We start from the raw sequence: 19,229 nt of genomic DNA, 5'->3' as shown, positions 1-19,229 counted from the left end.
TAATGAATCACTATTCCTTTATAAATTTAATAACTTCTTTTCTTTCAGGCATTTCTATTTCTATAAAATATAAACCTTTAGAAAAATCAGTTATAGAAATGGATTGATCACTGCTATGATTTTTCTTTTTAAAAACCTGTTTTCCTACGGCATCATAAATAGATAATGAAAAAACATGATCAAGACCCGTGATATAAATTTCATTTAAGGCAGGATTGGGATATACATTTACAGCTGTTAATTCCTGTTCAGTCTCATTAAAGGTGGCTGTCCCATAAAACTGACCATAGATCTCAAATTCGCCGTTTACCATCATGCTTTGAGTAGATGTGTCTTCGGCTTTATAAACCGTAAGTAAAGCACCATCTCCGTTACTGACTATTCTAGGTTGCGTTGCGCTTCCTGCAGCAGCCACAGGCGCTTCAGATACTCTAAGTAAATTTGCACCTACCGTTCCAGTAGAAGATACGGAACGCATGAATATTTCTCTTTCATTTCTATCACTAAAGAATGGGTTAGCTTGAAAAACAACATAAAACATATTGTCTGACGGCAACCATTCAACATGAGGAGCCACTGCATCTAATCTGGTATCGCTGCCACCTACTTGACTTATATCAAATTCAGGCACTAGTAGGTTCATTGTAGCATCGTAAATCACTCCAAAAACGTCATATTCTCCTTGAGTAGAATTATCTGCTTCATAAACAAATAGATAAGAATTGTCTATATTACTATGAGCTGCTCTAACCGATTTGTTAGCAAAACCTGAATTACCTATTGCACCTCTATTACTCAATCGCACGGTATTACCTATGACACCTGTTTGACTTACTATTGTTGCATAGGCCTCTTCTTCATTTGTTATAGGAGAAGCGACATAGGTAACAACATAATCATTAGAAAGCGGATTAAATATAATGTCTGGAATTGATCCATTAGTTTGCGCACCAGCAGTGGTTGAATTAGTGATATCAAAAGCACTCCCTAATAATACACCTGTATTAGAGATTCTCTGACCCGTAATTTCTACTCGAGCAGGCGTTGTGCTGGTCGAAAAAATCCTAGAAATAAATATGGCCAAATATTCATTCAAATTTGGATTATAAGCTATTGCTGGAGACCTACCATCTTCATTTGCAGCCGTAAAACTTATTCTAAAATCGGTAGTATTTATAGTCCCGTCTTGGTTAACGATTACTCCATAAGCTTCAGTTTTATTACTATTAAAATCACCTTGATATACAACCAAATAGTTATTGTCTGTAGTATTAAAAGTTATTCTAGGATGAAGATTACGGCGCTGATTATTTCCTAAGTTTAATGATGATATCAATATGTCGTTACCTTGAATATTACCATTAAGATCTGTAAAACGACCTATTATTTGATTATTGTTATTTACAACTCCAGTTTGATCGGTATCATCGCTATCCCATACTACTAGGTAATTTTGAGATGTAATATTATAAGCTAGGTCTGGAAAGTCTACCTCTGTAGCCGTACTGCCAAAACCGCCAGCATCACTGATTCTAAAATCATTAGGTCCATAGAATTGTGCACTAGAAAATTGTATGGTAATAAATAAAAGTAAATAGGTTGTAAAGTTCTTCATGAGAGGTCATTTTCCTCTTAATGCAAACACGTTTGTAAAGGTTAACATGTTTGTAGATATTTTTTATGTAGTTCACGCTTTCGCGAAAGCAAAACTTCTACAAATCTTCTAAACTTAATAAAAGCTCTCTAGCCTTAACGTAGTTGTAAGACTTAACTTTAGAAATTCCCTCTAGAACAGCAATACTTTCTTGTATTTGATCATTCTTCAAATATGCCAAAGCAAGATACCATCGGGATCGTGCATAAAAATCATCTTGTACATTCTGATGTTGTTTGTATAAAGAAATGGCTTTTTGCGTATTTCCCTTTCCTAATTGAGCATTTGCATGATAAAAGAGGTACATGCTTTGTTGATCGGTTTCATATAACTGTTCAAACAATATAGCTGCAGTGGTATAATCTTTTATTTCATAAGTATAAAATGCCTTACTTATTAAGTCTTCTTTGATTTCTTCACCGCGCTCTATACCACCCATTACATTCCTGTATGGTTCGTAATTAGATTCAAAAAGCTCTAATGTTGTAATACTATTACCGAATAGATTCAATGAAAAAATAATGATAGCAGCAGCGGCTACAGCTGGAATTAAAAATTTAAAAACACTAGTCTTTTTAGTTATTGTAGAACCTTCAGACGCTGGTTGATTTAATTTTCTTTCTTGTTCTTGTAATAGGTTTTTGAGTTTTGATTTTTTCTGTTCCAATGCAATTGCCCTTATATCTAGAGACTCTTCATAAAGCGCTTTAAATGCAGGGTCTTTTTCCAGACGATTTTGAAATTCTATAAACTCAGCTTGAGAAGCTCGATTATGAATCACGTTTTGTATAAGGGTAAGGGAATCCATATTAGTTTTTTGTGAGTTCTTTAAGTTGCTTCATGCAGCGGCTTTTTTGGGCTTTTACTGTATTTTCACTAGTATAATTTTCTACGGTCATTATTTCTTTTATAGTCAGACCGTCCAAATAAAATAGTGAAATGATATTTTTACAACGTTCTCCTAGTTGATCAAATGCCACACGTAGGACTCGTTGATTTGAAGTTAAGACTTGCTCTTCCAGATCTAAATGTGTTATTTCTTCTTTTATGTAGGATAGATCATCAAGGTTAACAGTGTTTTGATCTTTTCTTAGAACCTCGTAGATTTTATTATTTGCAATGCCAAAAATGTAGGTCTTTAAACTGCTGGTTAGTGATTGTAATTTTCCAGAGGCTGCATTCTCAAATAAAATTACAAAGGAGTCTTGATAGATATCTACAGCAGCTTCTGGATCGACTCCTTTTTTCAAGGCATATCCTATAAACTCTTCTCGATACAGACTGTATTGTTCCTTAAAAAAAGCAGCCTCTCCAGATTTTAGTAATTCAATAATAGGTTGGTTTTTCATAGAAAAGTCACGTCTAGAGCTTCAGTAAAATTACAAATATCTATGCAACTGTGTTAACCTTTAAAGATACAACTCATTAAAAGGCAACAAACTATTACGATCGAATTATGAAAAAATCAATACAATGGATGTGCATTATCGCTTTATCCTTCTCCACAGTTGCAAACGCGCAGTTTTTTAAAAAACTTAAAAAAAAGGTGGACAAAAAACTTAAACAAACCGAACAAAAAATAGAACAGAAAGTTGATAAAAGTGTAGATGATTTATTATTCTCAAGCGACTCAACTACCACTGATTCCACGAGAATCAGGAATGACGAATATCCTACTATGGAAGATGCTCCTATGGGAATGGATCAAGACCAATCTATAAATCAAATGGATGTTCCTTCTCAACAAGAAAATCTTTTTGAATCGTATACTAAATATGATTTTATACCTGGAGCTGATCTTAAAGTCATGGAGGATTTTACAAGCACTTTTATAGGGGATTTTCCTTCTACATGGAATACTGATAGTAGTGCTGAGGTAGTAGAAATGAATGCGCAACCTGGAAAATGGCTCCAAATAGGTAATGGGTCAAAAACGCTGGTTATGAATGACATCATAGATAACTGGCAAGAAGATTTTACTCTTGAATTTGATATCGCTCATGATTTCCCTCAAGAGTCTGCATTTAAAAGGCATTTTGATATCATTCTATCAGACCTTAAAGATGCAAACTCTTATCTGTCTGATGCCTATGAAGGTAAAGCCTATACTTACCTAAGAATAGGTGCTGGCGGTGGCAGTGGCTACGGAATCCTAATTAATAAAAAAGCTAAAACACCTGGTCTTAACGCTACTTCAAAAACTAGTTATGATGCTTTCTATAATCAGTCCATAATAGATAAAGTACATCACGTCGCTATTGTTAAAAAAGGACTGCGCATCAAAATGTATGTTAATGAGGAAAAGGTGATTGATATGATGAGAGCCTTAGATCCAGCAGCAGTTTATTCCACGCTCAGATTTGGAACTAATATATCTCCTGATGATCAACATTTTTACATTAGTAATATCAAGTATGCTGGTGATGTCGAAATCCCACAAAGTTTATTTGAAAATGGTTCTTATCAGGCACACGGAATCACTTTTGATACCGGCACTACGATTATAAAACCTGAGTCTGCTGGAGTATTGAAAAGGCTATCGCAAGAAATGGCAAAATCATCAAATACTTATGAAATTATAGGTCACACAGATACTGATGGAGATGAATTAATGAATCAGCAACTCTCAGAAAATCGAGCAAATGCTGTAAAATATGTTTTGATCAATCAATACGGCGTCGACGCCAGCCGATTGACAACCTCAGGAAAGGGAGAAAATGCACCAATTTTTTATGGAGAAGACTCTGTTTCTAAAGCTCAAAATCGCAGAGTAGAAATTAAGCAATTATAAATCATGAAAATATTCTTCACCACTTTACTGACCGTATTGCTATACAACACGGTTCTTGCAAACGATAAATTAAAGGATGGCGTTTTTACTTCTCCACATGGAGAGGTGCATATTCTAAATTCAAAATCTGGTAATAAAGCTGTTGGACTATATAATAAATATGGGCATATTTTATTATCGCCGTTTACCATAACTGGCAGAGGAACTGTTTATACAGGCGCCTTCTCAAATAATTGCAAGAATGGACTGGTGTCATTTTCACCCAATTCGACAAATGGATGGAATGGCAACTATAAATGGAAAACTACCACAGGATTTAATAAGTGGGATGGCGGCTGGAATGGAACGTTACAATCAACCAATTTCCCTAATAATGAATTGACTAAAACCTTTCAGACTAAACTAGGAACAATGCAACTGATTCAAAACTCTAATGGTCGAGTTGCTGGGTTTTTATATACTAACAACAAAGAGTTTTATGTCTATGGAGATTATAAAAATAAGCAGTTTAAAGGTTACATCACATCAGATGAGAATACCATAAAATGTAATACTGGATTTACATTATCATTTGATTGGAACCATGGGATTTATGGTACCGTTACTGTTCCAGGTTTTTCTAAACAAAATTTCAGAGGTTCTGAATCTAGAAATCTATTAGAATTAAAATTTCAAACCATTAAAAACTATGCCAATAAAGGCAGACCTAGAGATAAAGAATGGGGAAAAATTAACATCACAATGATTTTATATGATGATATAGGAACTCTTTTTACAAGAGATTTGTACACAGATCAAACCAATAAAAGATATCAAGAAAATCAATCTTATGATGTAAATAGAACCGTCTCGGGAGATATTTTTTACAGTCTAGTAGGTCCAGCAGGATACTATAGTAATCCTCGTTTAGGATTTTCTTTTACACATAGAAGAACTAGAGCAAGTAATGCAGAAGACCGTCTTAGATTATCTACTATATCACTTAAATCTATTCTAGAATACCTCAATTTTCAGCGAGATGCTTCCAGTTTTGTCAACGGTCCTGATGGTCGTAAAATCATTCCTGATTCAGATCATACTTTCTGGCTTACGGAGGCAAATGGTAAGCGTACGGTTCGTGGTTATGCCTTCATAAAATATGGAAACGACGATAAATGGGGCTATTTCTATACTCTTAAACTTAAATAATTAAAATTATACAAAATGAAGAATTTAAAATATATAATAATGTTAATAGCATTGACGATAGTCAATTGCGCTTTCGCGAAAGCGGAAACAAAAAACTCATCCTGTATAGAAACACTTGTAACGGACTGGACAGGAACCTGGGATACATCTTTTGGGCAAGTAATTTTAAACCAAAAAAATCAATATGTAGTTGGAACTTACAGAGAATTAGGCGCCATTAGATCACTTACCACCATGGGAACAGCTTTTTATGGAGAATTCGACAACAATGGACGCGTGGGCTATTTCAAATGGATTAAATCTGGTAATTCTTTTACAGGAACATGGGGATGGACTGCAAGCCACGAACAAGGCGCCTGGAACGGAACAAAAACTACCGATGCTGACCAAAACTACATCAAAGGAAAATGGACTACGACATATGGTGAGCTAGATTTTATAAATAGCAAGACAGGTATTATGGTTGCTCATTATGGAAACAATGGTGGTATGGTATGGGGCAAAATGAATCATACTACAGGGATCTTTACCGGCAAGTACAGAAGAAAACTAGGTGCTGTTAATGAAACCTGTTCTTTCATTTTTAAGAATACCACGTTCCAAGGTAAATTCAATAATCGTGCTTACGGTAGCTGGGATGGACAGCGTAAAATAGTTAATATCTCTACAGCAGGTGCAGCTTCATCAACAGTTGGCAATTCAAGTAATATTATAAAATTTAAAATCACCTTGAACACTTTTAAATGCAATAAATCAGACAATTTGCGAAATAGAGAAATAGGCTCAATGAATATTTTTTTTAGCTTACAAAATAAAAATGGGAGCTATGCAACATCAGATGAAAGCTCATTATCAAACCCTTGTTATAATGGGTATTGTAAACTTTATAGAGATAACGATCCAAATAGATATGCCGTAGGTGCAAATACCGATGTGCAAAATTACTTAGTTTTTGAATATCAAGAAAGTGATTATAAGAAAAGCTATATTGATTTTCGATTCTCAGAGGAATACCCAGGAATACAACATGTTAAAGAAGAAAACGAGATTTATCTACCTCCAATTTTAGATTTTCTGACAGGTAAAACAAACGCTTCTGATTACCCAATAGTATCGGGACATAATGGTCGCCGAAGGATTCCAAACACGCACAATTCCTTTTGGTTAGAAACAGTAGGAAATAAAAGATATGCAAGAGGTTACTCAGACGTAAAAGAAGTTAATAAAAGGAAAATAGCATTCGGCTATCACTATACCATTGAACTAGTAGACTAATAAAAATAAAAAACAACAAATCATGAAAGCACTATTTATAACCATTACATTATTACTCACAACTCTCTGTTACTCACAAAGTGTAGATGGAAAACTACTCATAAACAATTCCTCAAAAATTGAAATCAAGCTCAAAGACGGCAACGCTGTGGAACTTTTCAAACAATTCAAAATAGGTACCGACCAAGTGAAATTCATTTTTGAAAGCAAAGGACTTCCTTTAGATGAACAAAACCGTCAAGTAGCATTAGTAGAATTTGAAACCACTCTTTTTAAAGACGGAAAACAAATTGGGACTGTAAAAAGAAAGCCTATGCCGTTTTTCCCTGGTGAAATGCTAGAGCCTGTAGAATCTTTTGACATCATTCATTTACTTTCTAAAACAGGAAGCAAATTATCGACATCTGCCTATCCAGGTAAAGTACCACCAGGTAAGTATGAAGTACGCATCTCAGCAAACGTGATAGGTGGTAAAGGAACTATAGCGCCTATTTCAATAATCATTTTTATATAATTAACATGAAGAATCTATCATACCTAGGCATCATTCTATTAATATTAATAGGTTGTAAGCAAACTAACACATCAGATGATGTCTCTTTTGATTCAGGTAATGCTGTAACGAGTACAGATCGATATGATGGTCCATTATTAAAAGTCAGTGATATTCCTTATGCCTGTGATCATCTCAACGCAGAAAATATTAAAAAATGGTACAATCTGGAAAAAGTAGTATGGCTGGCAAAACCGAGTAATCAAGGTCTTGAAAATTCATGCAGCGCAGCTTTTTATGCAGGTTCTACAAATACAAATGTGAGCATACAAATTTATGACTATCGCTCCTTAGAAGATTTAAATACTGATATTCAAATACTGAATGAAATGAATTTTGAAAAACTTAGTATGTTTAATTATCCGGCATACTGGTCTGGTGGTGAGGTATATCAAAAAGCACTAACCGTCTTTTATAAAGGATTGAAAATTGTGGTCACACAACCTGCTAGAGATTTTTTTGATGAAGCTACCCATAGAAAAAGATCTATCATAATAGCAAAAGAATATCTAGAGACATTTCAAAACTAGAATTCGAAATTCAATATGTATAAAGTAGGCCTATAGTTTTTTGGTGATGAAATTGTATTTTAAATACGCTTTCGCGAAAGCGAGATTAACACAATTCTCTTTTAATCAAAACCGTTAATTCTTTAAGATTTCTTATCTCAAAAACACAAAATACTCTTAAATAGGCTATTTATTTTATCATAATAAATCCAATTTATTGATTTGCTCGTATCACCAACAATGAGTCAAAAAATCAAATAAATCAAAAATGTATATTATGAGAAAATCAAATTTATTCATAGCGGTAACAGCCGCTGCAGTACTAGCAAGTTGTGTATCCAAAAAGAAATATGTCGAGCTAGAAACCAACTACAACGATACTAGATCTGAACTTCAAAAAACTAGAGTTGAAAAGGAAGATCTTGAAAATAAAATGGAGCAAATAGAGATGCGAGTGGAACGCTACAACTCTAAAATCGCTTCATTAAAATCAGATCAAGATGGCATGATGGTATCTACTGACGGAGGATCACTAGTACTATCAGAAAATAACAAAAAGGCAATGCGTAAAACATTGCAAGATGTACCTGCCGCAAAACTTGCTGGAGCAACTACGTTAAAAGATTCACTTAATATAGCCATAGCCCATAATATTGCAAAAAAAATGGGCTCAACTGCTAGTGACAAAGATCTTAACGTGTCTATTGAAGAAACTGTAGTAATGATCAATATAGATGATGATTTATTATTTAAAGACAGTAGCTATAAAGTAAGTAATGATGCTGATGAAATTCTAGCTAAAATAGCTGAAGTTGTAGCCTCAGAACCATCATTAGAAATTCTAGTTGAAGGACATACAGATAGCCGTACGGTTAAACAAGGTAGTTATATAAAAGACAACTGGGATTTAAGTACAGAACGTAGTGCTGCTATCGTAAGAAGATTGGAAGAAAAGTTTGGTGTAGCACCAGAACAATTAATTGTTGCCGGTAGAGCTAGTTATGACCCTATTGCTGCAAATGACAGTAAAGATAATATGGCTAGAAACCGTAGAACACAAATCGTTATCATGCCTAACTTAGATAAGTTTTTTGCAATGTTAAATAGTGACGAGCAACTATTAAGTGAGAATGATAAATAACAATTCGATCAAAATATTTAAAAAGGCTCTCTATTTCTAGAGAGCCTTTTTTTTATAAATTATATTATCACAACTTACTTTTTAAGTTCATTAGTTTCTGGATTAAGTAAAATCGGAACTCCATAGCCTAAGTCTTTCATGCGATTCATTTGACTTGCTGCATCACCTACTATAAGATAAATCATTTGATCTGGATTTAGGTACTCACTACTGAGTCTTTTCACATCTTCTATAGTCATATTTTCTACTTCTTGCTCACGCTTCTTGAGATAATCTTTATCAAAACCATAAGTACTCATGTTATCTAACATACCCAATTTTGCAGATGCAGTCTCTAATCTGCGAGCGTTACTCTTAATCATGTAGCTTTTAGTCACCTCTAAATCTTCTGCAGTAAAGCCTGTACCATATTGCCCTATAATTTCTTTTACCAAGGCCGCAGACTCATAAGTCACATTAGTGCGCACACTACTAGAAACACTAAAAGAACCTGCAAGATCAGTTCCTCCAAATCTAGAACCTATCCCATAAGTATATCCTTTACCTTCTCGTAATTGTTGAGTTAATTGAGAAGCAAAACTACCACCACCTAAACGATAATTCATTACCTGCGCAGCATAGAAATCTTTATCTGTCGCTTTTAAAGCTGGATATCCAAAGTTAATGACCGACTGTTTTGCACCTGGTACATCATAAAAATAAACGGCTGCTTTATCAGGTCTGTTTACTTCGGGTAATTCTGGGAAGACTACATCTTTAGTAGTCCAAGATTCATTTAAAGATTTTAAGCTTGACGCCGCTTTAGATTCATCAATAGCACCCACAAATTTAAAAGTAGCCAAATTTGAAGCTACATAATTATTATAATAATCTTTTAAATCTTGAATAGTAATCGATTGTACACTTTGTTCTGTACCAGCACCATTTCTAGATAAAATATTATTCTCGCCATACAGTAATTTAGAAAATTCGTTTGACGCGATAGCATTAGGGTTTGCTTTACGTTGCTCAATCTGACTGAGAACATCTTGTTTTAATAATTCAAATTCAGTCTCGTCAAATCGTGGTTCTAAAATCATTTCTTGAACTAGCGCCATTGTTTTATCATAGTTGCGTGCGAGCGTTGTACCTGCAACAGTGATAGACTGGTCACCAGCATAGAAATATATACTAGCACCTAATGATTCAATAGCATTTTCTAATTCTTCTGGTGTTTTAGTAGCTGTACCACGCATCATTAAATCTGCTAGTAAATTTGAAACACCAACTTTATCAATATCCTCTAATAGCATTCCTCCTTTAATATCCATACTAAATTCGACCAAAGGAACCTCATTACTAGTGATTCCATAGTATTTCATACCAGATGACAATTCATCTTGCCACACATCAGGAGTTTTTAAACTAGGAGCTTCTCCATAAGAAGGTTCTACAGATCTATCAAAAGTTGATGGCGTTTTCTCATATGTGGCTTTAATACTTGCGTCAAAACTTTCTTCAGCGCCAGGAATAATCTGCTCTTCAACGACCTCAGCAAGTGTAGAACCAGTAAGGATTAAGTCTTTTTGATCACGAGGCACAAAGCTAGTAGCGATATAAGGTTTTCCCTTTATATATTTCTCATAAACACGCATAACATCCTCACGTGTCACATTCAAAATATTTTTCACATCTTGAGACACAAAACCAGCATCACCAGCAAACATTTCATATTGAGCTAGCTGGAAACCTTTTCCTAACGCACTACTTAAACCTCTATAAAAACTGGTTTCTTGACCTGCTTTAATACGGTCTAAATCAGCTTGTGAGATTCCATCTTTTTCAAAAAGAGCAAGACCTTTGTCTAATGCTGCAGCGACACTATCTAACGCTGTCCCATTAAATGCATTTATGGAAATTGTTGTCTCACCAGCTAGTTCAGACCCATAATTATACATGGTTACATTACTAGTTAATTGTTCTTGATCCACCAGCACTTTATTGAGTGGCGCTTTTTTACCAGATGATAAATACTGAGTTAGTATATCTAAAGCATAAGCATCCTCATCATACTCTGCAACTGTAGGCCAAGTGTACATTAATTGAGGAACGCGAGCAAAGTTGTCTTCATAATACAACTTTTTTGTAGTATCAATAGTTACTGGTCGTTTTGCTAATGGAGACACTTCTTCTCCTGCAGGGATTTCATCAAAATATTTATGTACCCATGCTTTAGTTTGTTCCATATCAAAATCACCTGCAATCGTTAATACGGTATTGTTAGGCGTGTACCAGCGACGGTAAAATTCTTTCACGTCATCTAATGTTGCATTTTGTAAATCTTCTAGCGAGCCTATAACCTGCCAGTTATATGGATGATCTTTAGGATACAAATTCTTACCAACTACATAGCGTACATGACCATACGGTCTGTTGTCTACGCTTTGTCTTTTTTCATTTTTAACGACTTGCTTTTCCTTAGCAAGAACTGGATCAGTAACTGTGTTAACAAACCATCCTAGTTTATCAGCCTCTGCCCATATCATTTTTTCAAGGGCGTCTTTAGGCACAGTTTGGTAATAATTAGTACGATCGCGACTCGTAGATCCATTTGCTCCAGAGCCGCCTATACGGGCACTCATAGCATCTAGTCCACCTTTACCTAGGTTTTCAGATTCTAAGAATAATAAATGTTCAAAAAGGTGTGCAAATCCTGTACGACCTTCTTTTTCTCTAGCGCTACCTACGTGAACAGTAAGAGCAACCGCTGCAACAGGATCTGAGTGATCTTGATGTAGAATAACGGTAAGACCGTTATCAAGCGTCATCTTTTCAAACGCAACATCTAGTGTTACCTCATCATTATCTTGGGTAACTACCTTGTCATTCTTACAAGATAATAAAAAAGCGACCATACATAAAGCCGCAAAATATCTGATATTCATGGTTCTTGATTTAAGGCCATGAAGTTAATCAAATCTCCTATTAATTAACGTTAAGAAATGAGAAAGTATGATGATTTTGATCACGCTTTCGCGAAAGCGTAGCACAACGAAATCAACCTTTAATTATCTATATCGCCTGTTACAGATGTATCTTCTTTTTTAAAGAAAAGATAATAAGCATTAATGGCAATGATGGCAAGATTAGTAATTAACACCGGTATACTATCTAGCATGAAACCATAGATTACAAAAAGTAAGCAGCCTAAAGAGTTGAACCAACGTAGTTTCTTCAAATCCTTGCGAGTAAAAGAAAATAACAAAACGGCGCTAGCGGCATAGCCTATGAATTCTGTAAGAGTAATGTCCATGGAAATAATTTTAAAGAGACAAAGGTAGTTTGAAAGAAACAAAAAAGCCGATTCAAATGAATCGGCTTTTGCTTAGTAGCGGGAACTGGACTCGAACCAGTGACCTTCGGGTTATGAGCCCGACGAGCTACCTACTGCTCTATCCCGCGATATAACGTTTCGTTGTTCTTGGCTCTCAACCTTCGAGTAATAAGCTCGACAAACTATCCGTTTTTATGGATGGCAAATATACATCTAATTTAGAGTTCTCACAAGTAGAAACCTTAAGATATTTATAAATCATGTTAAGCTCTTCTCAATTGAGGTGATATTAAGAACTTAAGCAGCTCTTATATAGTATCTTAAATAAAAAAATCAATATGAAAATTACAGTCCAAACAGAGAAATATTTAAACGATTTACTTGAAAAAACCTATGATGCCCAACGCGGATACGCAAATGCAGCGGAAATTACGGAGCATGTACAGCTTAAAAGATGGTTTGCAGAGCAAGGAGCAAGAAGAACACATTATGCTGCGTCTTTAACTAAAGAGTTAAAAGCGATGAACCAAGATCCCGAACTCGATGGAAGTTTTAAAGGTGATATGCATCGTGGATGGATGAATCTAAAAGCTGCACTAAGTTTAAATAAGGACGAATCAATTTTAGAAGAATGTATCACTGGTGAAAAAAAAGCGATAGAAGAATATACGACGGTATTAGAACATAAATCTGAGTTACCACCTACCGTAGTATCTATACTAGAGGCACAGAAAGATGAGATACAATCTACTGTAAACACAATTAAACGATTAGAAGATATTGCAGATGATCACAATCTGTAATCAAAAAGAATAGTCAATAAAAAAAAAGCGGTGTAAAACCGCTTTTTTTTATTGACCTATTTCTCTAGCTTCAAAAGAAGTTAATTCTCCGTCATCAAATCCTACCTGTAACTCAATAGGATTACAACACACTTCACAGTCCTCTACATAAGTTTGAGAGTATGCAGAATCTAAAAGCATAGATATTTCTTGCCAGCAATGTGGACACATGAAAAAATGTTCTATCATAAAGGCATATTCAAAATTTGCCCTACTAGTTGTAATAATTGATACTCTGCAAGCTTTGCATCATACTTTGCTAGGTTCTTAATTGTTACCGCGTTCAATAGGTTAAGTTGCGCTTGTCTAAATTCTACACTACTGACTTGACCTATTTTGAATTGTTCTTGACTGCGGTTAAAATTATCTTCATTAGTAAGTACATTTTGCTCTTGCATTTGATATATGGCAAGCGCATTCTCATAATTCCCTTTTGCATTTGCAATATCACGCGCTACTTCTTGTTCTAATTGACTTTTAAATAAAGCCTCATTCTTATAAGCAATCTTTGCATTACGCAAATTATTTAAAGAGGAACCACCGTCAAAAATATCCCAAGTCAAATTTGCTCCTACAGCTATACTCGCACTAGTTCTGGTAGTAGAAGGAAAAAATGCTGTCGGTGGGTTTTCTGATTGATTCCACCCATAAGAACCCGTCAGGCCTATACGTGGCAGCAAAAGCGCCTTAGTTGTTTTAATATCATAATCACTTATCTGTAACGTACTTTCTGCCTGTAGCAGACTGACATTATTCTCTTGAACTTTCTCTAAAAAGCTATCCATCATTAAGATATTTTGAAAAGTCACCGTCGTATCGACCACATATTGACTATCCAGATCGCGGTTTAATAATAGGTTTAAATCACGTTTAGTATTGCGTAATTGTTGTCTAGAATTTAAAAGGTTGATACTATCTGCGTTAATGTCTACTCGTGCGTTAAGAACCTCTAATTTATTAACCTGACCATAATCAAATTGATATTGTGCACGTTTTTCACGCTGTTTTGAGATTTTCAGATTCTCTTGAAAAATCTTTTCATTCTCGGTTAATCTTGCAATCTCTAAATAAACACTCATCAATTGAACAGTAGTAGTCTCTATAGTAGACCTAGCTTGTAATTGGCTTAATTGATATTGCTCTTTAAGCCGTTTATAATTATACAACCTACCCAATCCATCAAATAAAGTGTAATTTAAAGATAGTCCCGCATTATACTGTGTAGTTTGCGCATTATTGATTTCTATATCATCTCGTGGTAGGCCGTTAACATCTAGCGCGCCATTAAAGTCTGTTTTAGAATCATTCTCATCAATAGAGGCGCCTGCGGTTCCTTGAAGACTAGGCAAATAACCTGAGTTCAAGATACTGGTATTATTTTCGGCTATGATTTCTGAATTTCTTGCTATCTGGATTCCGTAATTATTTTCTAACATGAGCTCAACAGCTTGCTCTCGTGTTAATAATGATGCATCGGGCTGTTGTGCATACGCTTTCGCGAAAGCGAGATACACCAAAGCAATAAGACCATATAATATTTTATGCTTCATCATAATGCTTTTGTTCTTCTTGTTCTTTTGCAACACTTGTTAAATCTCTTTTTACAGCTTTTTTACCAGTACGCAACCAATAAATTGCGGCTTTTCCATTATTTCCAAAACTGAGGAATAATGGCAGCATAAGTAAAGTTAGTACAGTAGCCATACCGATTCCATAAGAGATGGATATCGCCATAGGTTTTAAAAACTGTGCTTGCCTACTTTTTTCTAATAGTAAAGGTGCTAAACCTGCAATTGTAGTAATAGAAGTTAAAAATATAGCTCTGAAACGGCTTTTACCTGCTTCAAAAAGAGCTTCATCAAACCCTAATCCGTCAGCAAGGAGAGAATTAAACTTACCTATAAGTACGAGACCATCATTAACCATAATACCTATTAAAGCGATAATACCTAGAAGAGACAAGATATTTACTGGAAAACCATGTATCCAGTGTCCCCAACCTACTGCCACAAAGCTAAATGGAATTAATAATATAAGCATCACTGGCTGTATCCAACTGCGGAATGTAAAGGCAATCACAAAATAAATAAGTAATAAAATTATCGGACCTGCAACGGCAGCACTTTGCGAGAATTTATCTGCCTCGCGCGCCTGTCCACTTAAATAATTAGGTGAAATGGTAGGATACTTTTTTTGTAATTCTGGAATAATCTCAGACCTAATATTAGCTAGTATATCTGTCGCACTACCAGATGGATCTTTAAGATCTGCACTGATAAGGACTTCTCTTCTACCTTCTAGGTGATTAATGACCACATCACCTCTCTCGATGGTATAACTAGCGATATCTCTAAGCGGCACTCTATCACCAGATGGCGTTAAAACTCTAAATTCATCAAGGTCTTTAATACTATTACGATTATCACGATCATAACGTACCCAAACTCTTATCTCATCCTGACCACGTTGAAAACGCTGTGCCTCTGTACCAAAAAACGCAGACCTAACCTGCGCCATTACCGTCCTAGTTGTAAGGCCTAGTGAATAAGCAGTTTCTTTAAGTTCTAAATTTATTTCTTTGATTCCTGCAGGATCATTATCCTCGATATCCTTAAGTAACGGATTATTACTTAAAATCTGCTTGAACTCTGCAGTAGCTGCTTTAAGTTCTTTAATGTCATTACTGAGTAAAGAAACAGCAACTGGACTACCACCAAAGTTACCACCGGACCCAAAAGTTAAAGTTTCTGCTCCTGGAATCTCACCAACTAATTCCCTTAAACGATTTGCGACAATTTCAGAATTCACTTCTTCTGGTCTACTTTCACCTGGTAATAAGTTAATAGAAAGACTAGCGGCAGATGAGGACGTTTGTGACTTTATAATGTTTTCAAATAACATGATAGAATCGCCGTACTCTTCACCTTTTAAGTATTCTTCTGTCAATTGTTCATTTACTATTAATGCCTTTTTTTCAATAGAATTGATAATAGAATCTGTTATAAACTCTGAAGTCCCATTAGGCATGGATAGATTGATACTTACTTGATCACTAGAAATTCTAGGGAAAAATGCTGTTTTAATAATACCACCACTCATAGACCCAAAAGTCAATATTAGTGCTGCGATGAACAGTGCAAAAGTGAAAAATTTATTTGCGAGTGAAAAGCGTAGCACTGGAGCGTACAATTTATCACGCATCCAGTTCATAGCTTTATCACCATAATCATTAACAATACGCATTTTTTGAAATACTCTAGCGATACCTTTTTTAGGTTGATCGTTCTTAGGCTGTAAGGCTTTAGAATGTGCTAAATGGGCTGGCAAAATAATAAGCGCTTCTATTAGTGATACTAATAATGTCAATATTACGATTACTGAAACCTCACCAAATATGTCTCCTATCCTACCTTCTAGAAACAGGAATGTAGAGAACGCGAGTAATGTCGTTATAATAGCACTTAAAATAGGCGGAATTACCTCCATTGTACCGTCAATAGCCGCTTGCACTGGTGACTTACCGTCTTCATAGTGTTGATAAATATTTTCTGCTATTACGATACCATCATCAACCAGTATCCCGATAACGATGATCATCCCAAATAGAGATAATACATTAATAGTAACGTCAAATTGACCAGCAAAAATGAACATTCCTAAAAAAGCTATTGGCAACCCAAAAGCTACCCAAAATGCTAATCGAGTATTAAGAAAAATAGAAAGAAAGATTAATACTAGAAGCATTCCCACTACAGCATTCTCTGTTAATAAAGCTGTACGTTGATTTAAAGTAACCGATAAATCCCTAACGACATCTAATTGAACGTTTGTAAATCGCTGATTGTAATCTTCAATATATGCCTTAACCTTATCTGCAGCGTCAATTAAATCTTCAGAATTTGTACTAGTCACGGTAATATTTACAGCTAGTTTATTATCATAATAGGTAGCATTAGGTGTTTCAGAAAAACGATCTCTAATTATTGCAACATCTTTTAAAAGCACGCTTGTTCCATCTGCCAGCGTTTTAACTGGAATGTAACTTAACTCATTACCATAATATGATCTACTATTTGCTCTTATCAAATATTCTTCTCGGTCCGTTTTTATATTTCCACCAGTCGTAAGAATGTTTGAACTAGCCACAGCATTTGATATTTCTTCAAAACTGATATCATAACCTAACAAGGTATTTTCATTAACGGCAATTTCTATCTCTTCATTAGGATAACCTGATATCGCAATTTGTGATATACCATCAATACCTCTAAGATCATTTTCAATATCTCTAGCGAGTTGCTTTAACGTGTAAAGAGGCACATTTTCACCACTCAACGCAAATGAAATAGTAGGCCTGGATTGCTCTTGCTTAGACACGACTAATGGCTCCATTCCTACTGGGAAAGAAGACACACGATCTACCGCATTCTTAACCTCAAGAAGCATAAAATCGATATTATATCCTTTAAGAATCTCAACAGTTATAGAACCAGAATTTTCTCTAGACGCAGATGTCACACGATCAATACCTTCGATTCCTTTTAGGTTATCTTCTATTTTTAGAACAACACCTTCTTCAATCTCTTGTGGCGATGCACCTGGATACGTCGCATTAATATTAATAATTTTTGAATCAGTAAGTGGAAAGAAAGATGATTTAAGAGACAGCATCCCAAAAATTCCGAAAATCACAAACCCAACAACAATCACATTTACCGCGACACTATGCTTTATAAAGTAAGCTATAACTTTTCTCATGTGTCTTATTTAATGGCTGATTGATCTGTTTCAGTCTGATTTGCTTTTTCTTGAGCTGCTTGCTCTTCTGTCTTCACAATCATCCCTTCATAAGCACCAGGAACAGATTGGGTAATAATTACAGTTCCATTTTCAAGGCCTTTAACAACTACTTTTTTATCAGAAAAGTGCACCGGCTGAATCGTTTTCAAAACTAATTCCCCATCTTCTACTGCAAACAATTGATTTTCATTTTGTAATAAACTTCTATTAATCTCAATCGCATTTTCGATTTTCTGAGCATCTAGGTTAGCCGTTAAATACATACCTTCTTTAAGATTATCATCTTTAACCTCAATAACAGTAGTAATGGTTTGAGAAGCCTGATCTACCTTACCATTAATACGAGAGACTTTACCTGTGTAGACTTTAGCATCAGAGATATTCTTAAGTTCTACAGACTCACCTACTTTTAAGAAACCTGCAAACTCAGAACTGATAGCTACTTGAAGTTCGTAAGTACCTGTTTGAATGAACTCTCCTAATTGCTGACCACTTCTTATCAAAGTACCTTCAGTAACCATTGCTTCGGTGAGAACACCGTTAAAAGGAGCCCTAATTCTATACTTTCCTAATCTGCTTTCAAGATTCTTGATATTGTAGTAAGTAGTATAAATATTGCGGCCAGTAATGAAGTATTTTTCTTTATCATCAATGGGCTGCGGTAACGCTGGTGTAGTTGTATTCATATCCCATGAATCGAGATAAGACTGCCATTGCGCATATGATGATGGATAGTCTAACCTTAAGTCAGGCATTATAGCCGTAATCTGATTATTGAGATTACTACGTGAACTTTGTACCTGTGCATAAAATTCTGAATTTTCTATGATGATCATATTTTGACCAGCACGATACTCTTGACCTGTTTTAAACAAAATACCAGTAGGCTTAAAAACACCTGTAACCTCTGCAAACAGTTCAACGCGACGTTTTGCCTGTAAATTTCCATTTGCTGGTATTACTATCGATACGGTAGAATTTGTAATGGTATCTGTGGTAATAATTTTAACCTCTTTTTTCACTCGAGGCTTAGGTGCTGTTTTACTATCAACAATGACTTTTGATGCATAAATTGCTCCGCCAATGATCAGCAATGCAAGTATACCTAATATAATTTTGCGCATAGAATAGTTTTAGTTGGTACTTAGACTTGTAAAACTACT

Annotated in this window: 16 protein-coding genes and 1 tRNA gene; 7 read left to right on the top strand and 10 right to left on the bottom strand. The window is 35.1% G+C overall.

Annotated features, from left to right (window positions below; genetic code table 11):
- Positions 1 to 10: 10 nt before the first annotated feature.
- The 3 genes from IL45_RS02560 to IL45_RS02550 all read right to left on the bottom strand — a co-directional run bounded on the left by IL45_RS02560 (position 11) and on the right by IL45_RS02550 (position 3,003).
- Positions 11 to 1,615 (bottom strand): T9SS type A sorting domain-containing protein, encoded by a 1,605-nt coding sequence (locus tag IL45_RS02560; protein ID WP_036579979.1) that lies wholly within the window; start codon positions 1,613 to 1,615, stop codon positions 11 to 13.
- A 97-nt stretch (positions 1,616 to 1,712) separates the two neighbouring features.
- The gene (locus IL45_RS02555; RefSeq protein ID WP_036579977.1) at positions 1,713 to 2,462 is read right to left on the bottom strand and encodes a tetratricopeptide repeat protein; all 750 of its coding nucleotides are present in this window, start codon (positions 2,460 to 2,462) and stop codon (positions 1,713 to 1,715) included.
- Between the two features lies 1 nt (position 2,463).
- Positions 2,464 to 3,003: an RNA polymerase sigma factor gene (locus tag IL45_RS02550; RefSeq protein ID WP_036579975.1), complete on the bottom strand. Its 540-nt coding sequence runs from the start codon at positions 3,001 to 3,003 to the stop codon at positions 2,464 to 2,466.
- Positions 3,004 to 3,110: 107 nt separating this feature from the next.
- Here IL45_RS02550 and IL45_RS02545 point away from each other — a divergent pair, with 107 nt between their 5' ends.
- The 6 genes from IL45_RS02545 to IL45_RS02520 all read left to right on the top strand — a co-directional run bounded on the left by IL45_RS02545 (position 3,111) and on the right by IL45_RS02520 (position 9,111).
- Entirely contained in the window at positions 3,111 to 4,445 is a 1,335-nt protein-coding gene (locus IL45_RS02545) for an OmpA family protein (protein WP_036579971.1), read from the top strand.
- A 3-nt stretch (positions 4,446 to 4,448) separates the two neighbouring features.
- Complete coding sequence (locus IL45_RS02540) at positions 4,449 to 5,633, top strand: hypothetical protein (RefSeq protein ID WP_036579969.1); 1,185 nt, start codon at positions 4,449 to 4,451, stop codon at positions 5,631 to 5,633.
- A 15-nt stretch (positions 5,634 to 5,648) separates the two neighbouring features.
- The gene (locus IL45_RS02535; protein WP_146128686.1) at positions 5,649 to 6,908 is read left to right on the top strand and encodes a hypothetical protein; all 1,260 of its coding nucleotides are present in this window, start codon (positions 5,649 to 5,651) and stop codon (positions 6,906 to 6,908) included.
- Between the two features lie 22 nt (positions 6,909 to 6,930).
- Positions 6,931 to 7,422 (top strand): hypothetical protein, encoded by a 492-nt coding sequence (locus tag IL45_RS02530; RefSeq protein WP_036579966.1) that lies wholly within the window; start codon positions 6,931 to 6,933, stop codon positions 7,420 to 7,422.
- A 5-nt stretch (positions 7,423 to 7,427) separates the two neighbouring features.
- On the top strand, positions 7,428 to 7,991 hold the full coding sequence (locus tag IL45_RS02525) for a hypothetical protein (protein WP_036579964.1): 564 nt from the start codon (positions 7,428 to 7,430) through the stop codon (positions 7,989 to 7,991).
- Positions 7,992 to 8,247: 256 nt separating this feature from the next.
- The gene (locus IL45_RS02520) at positions 8,248 to 9,111 is read left to right on the top strand and encodes an OmpA/MotB family protein (protein ID WP_036579963.1); all 864 of its coding nucleotides are present in this window, start codon (positions 8,248 to 8,250) and stop codon (positions 9,109 to 9,111) included.
- A gap of 74 nt (positions 9,112 to 9,185) precedes the next feature.
- On the opposite strand, the gene IL45_RS02515 is transcribed toward IL45_RS02520, so the two are convergent.
- The 3 genes from IL45_RS02515 to IL45_RS02505 form a co-directional block, all read right to left on the bottom strand.
- Positions 9,186 to 12,035 (bottom strand): M16 family metallopeptidase, encoded by a 2,850-nt coding sequence (locus tag IL45_RS02515; protein WP_036579960.1) that lies wholly within the window; start codon positions 12,033 to 12,035, stop codon positions 9,186 to 9,188.
- 119 nt (positions 12,036 to 12,154) lie between these two features.
- The gene (locus IL45_RS02510) at positions 12,155 to 12,403 is read right to left on the bottom strand and encodes a YgjV family protein (RefSeq protein ID WP_036579958.1); all 249 of its coding nucleotides are present in this window, start codon (positions 12,401 to 12,403) and stop codon (positions 12,155 to 12,157) included.
- A 76-nt stretch (positions 12,404 to 12,479) separates the two neighbouring features.
- Positions 12,480 to 12,552 (bottom strand) — tRNA-Met (locus IL45_RS02505).
- Positions 12,553 to 12,762: 210 nt separating this feature from the next.
- Here IL45_RS02505 and IL45_RS02500 point away from each other — a divergent pair.
- On the top strand, positions 12,763 to 13,227 hold the full coding sequence (locus IL45_RS02500; protein ID WP_036579956.1) for a ferritin-like domain-containing protein: 465 nt from the start codon (positions 12,763 to 12,765) through the stop codon (positions 13,225 to 13,227).
- Positions 13,228 to 13,275: 48 nt separating this feature from the next.
- Here the strand turns inward: IL45_RS02500 and IL45_RS02495 are convergent, their stop codons facing one another.
- The 4 genes from IL45_RS02495 to IL45_RS02480 are packed head-to-tail and all read right to left on the bottom strand — an operon-like array spanning position 13,276 to position 19,190.
- Positions 13,276 to 13,455 carry a CPXCG motif-containing cysteine-rich protein gene (locus tag IL45_RS02495; protein WP_036579954.1) on the bottom strand — a complete coding sequence of 60 codons (180 nt, stop codon included), beginning with the start codon at positions 13,453 to 13,455 and terminating at the stop codon, positions 13,276 to 13,278.
- Positions 13,452 to 14,816, bottom strand: coding sequence for a TolC family protein (locus tag IL45_RS02490; RefSeq protein ID WP_036580487.1), 1,365 nt, complete (start codon positions 14,814 to 14,816; stop codon positions 13,452 to 13,454). The genes IL45_RS02495 and IL45_RS02490 overlap by 4 nt, the downstream gene beginning before the upstream one ends.
- Positions 14,806 to 18,024, bottom strand: coding sequence for an efflux RND transporter permease subunit (locus tag IL45_RS02485; protein ID WP_036579951.1), 3,219 nt, complete (start codon positions 18,022 to 18,024; stop codon positions 14,806 to 14,808). Before IL45_RS02485 ends, IL45_RS02490 begins: the two co-directional genes overlap by 11 nt.
- A 5-nt stretch (positions 18,025 to 18,029) precedes the next feature.
- Positions 18,030 to 19,190: an efflux RND transporter periplasmic adaptor subunit gene (locus tag IL45_RS02480; protein WP_036579948.1), complete on the bottom strand. Its 1,161-nt coding sequence runs from the start codon at positions 19,188 to 19,190 to the stop codon at positions 18,030 to 18,032.
- Positions 19,191 to 19,229: the final 39 nt, after the last annotated feature.

This window comes from Nonlabens ulvanivorans (genome assembly GCF_000732625.1).
In the GTDB taxonomy this organism is placed as follows: Bacteria; Bacteroidota; Bacteroidia; order Flavobacteriales; family Flavobacteriaceae; genus Nonlabens; species Nonlabens ulvanivorans.
Note: the sequence above shows the minus strand (reverse complement) of the source record. Positions and strands in the feature narration are given on the sequence as shown.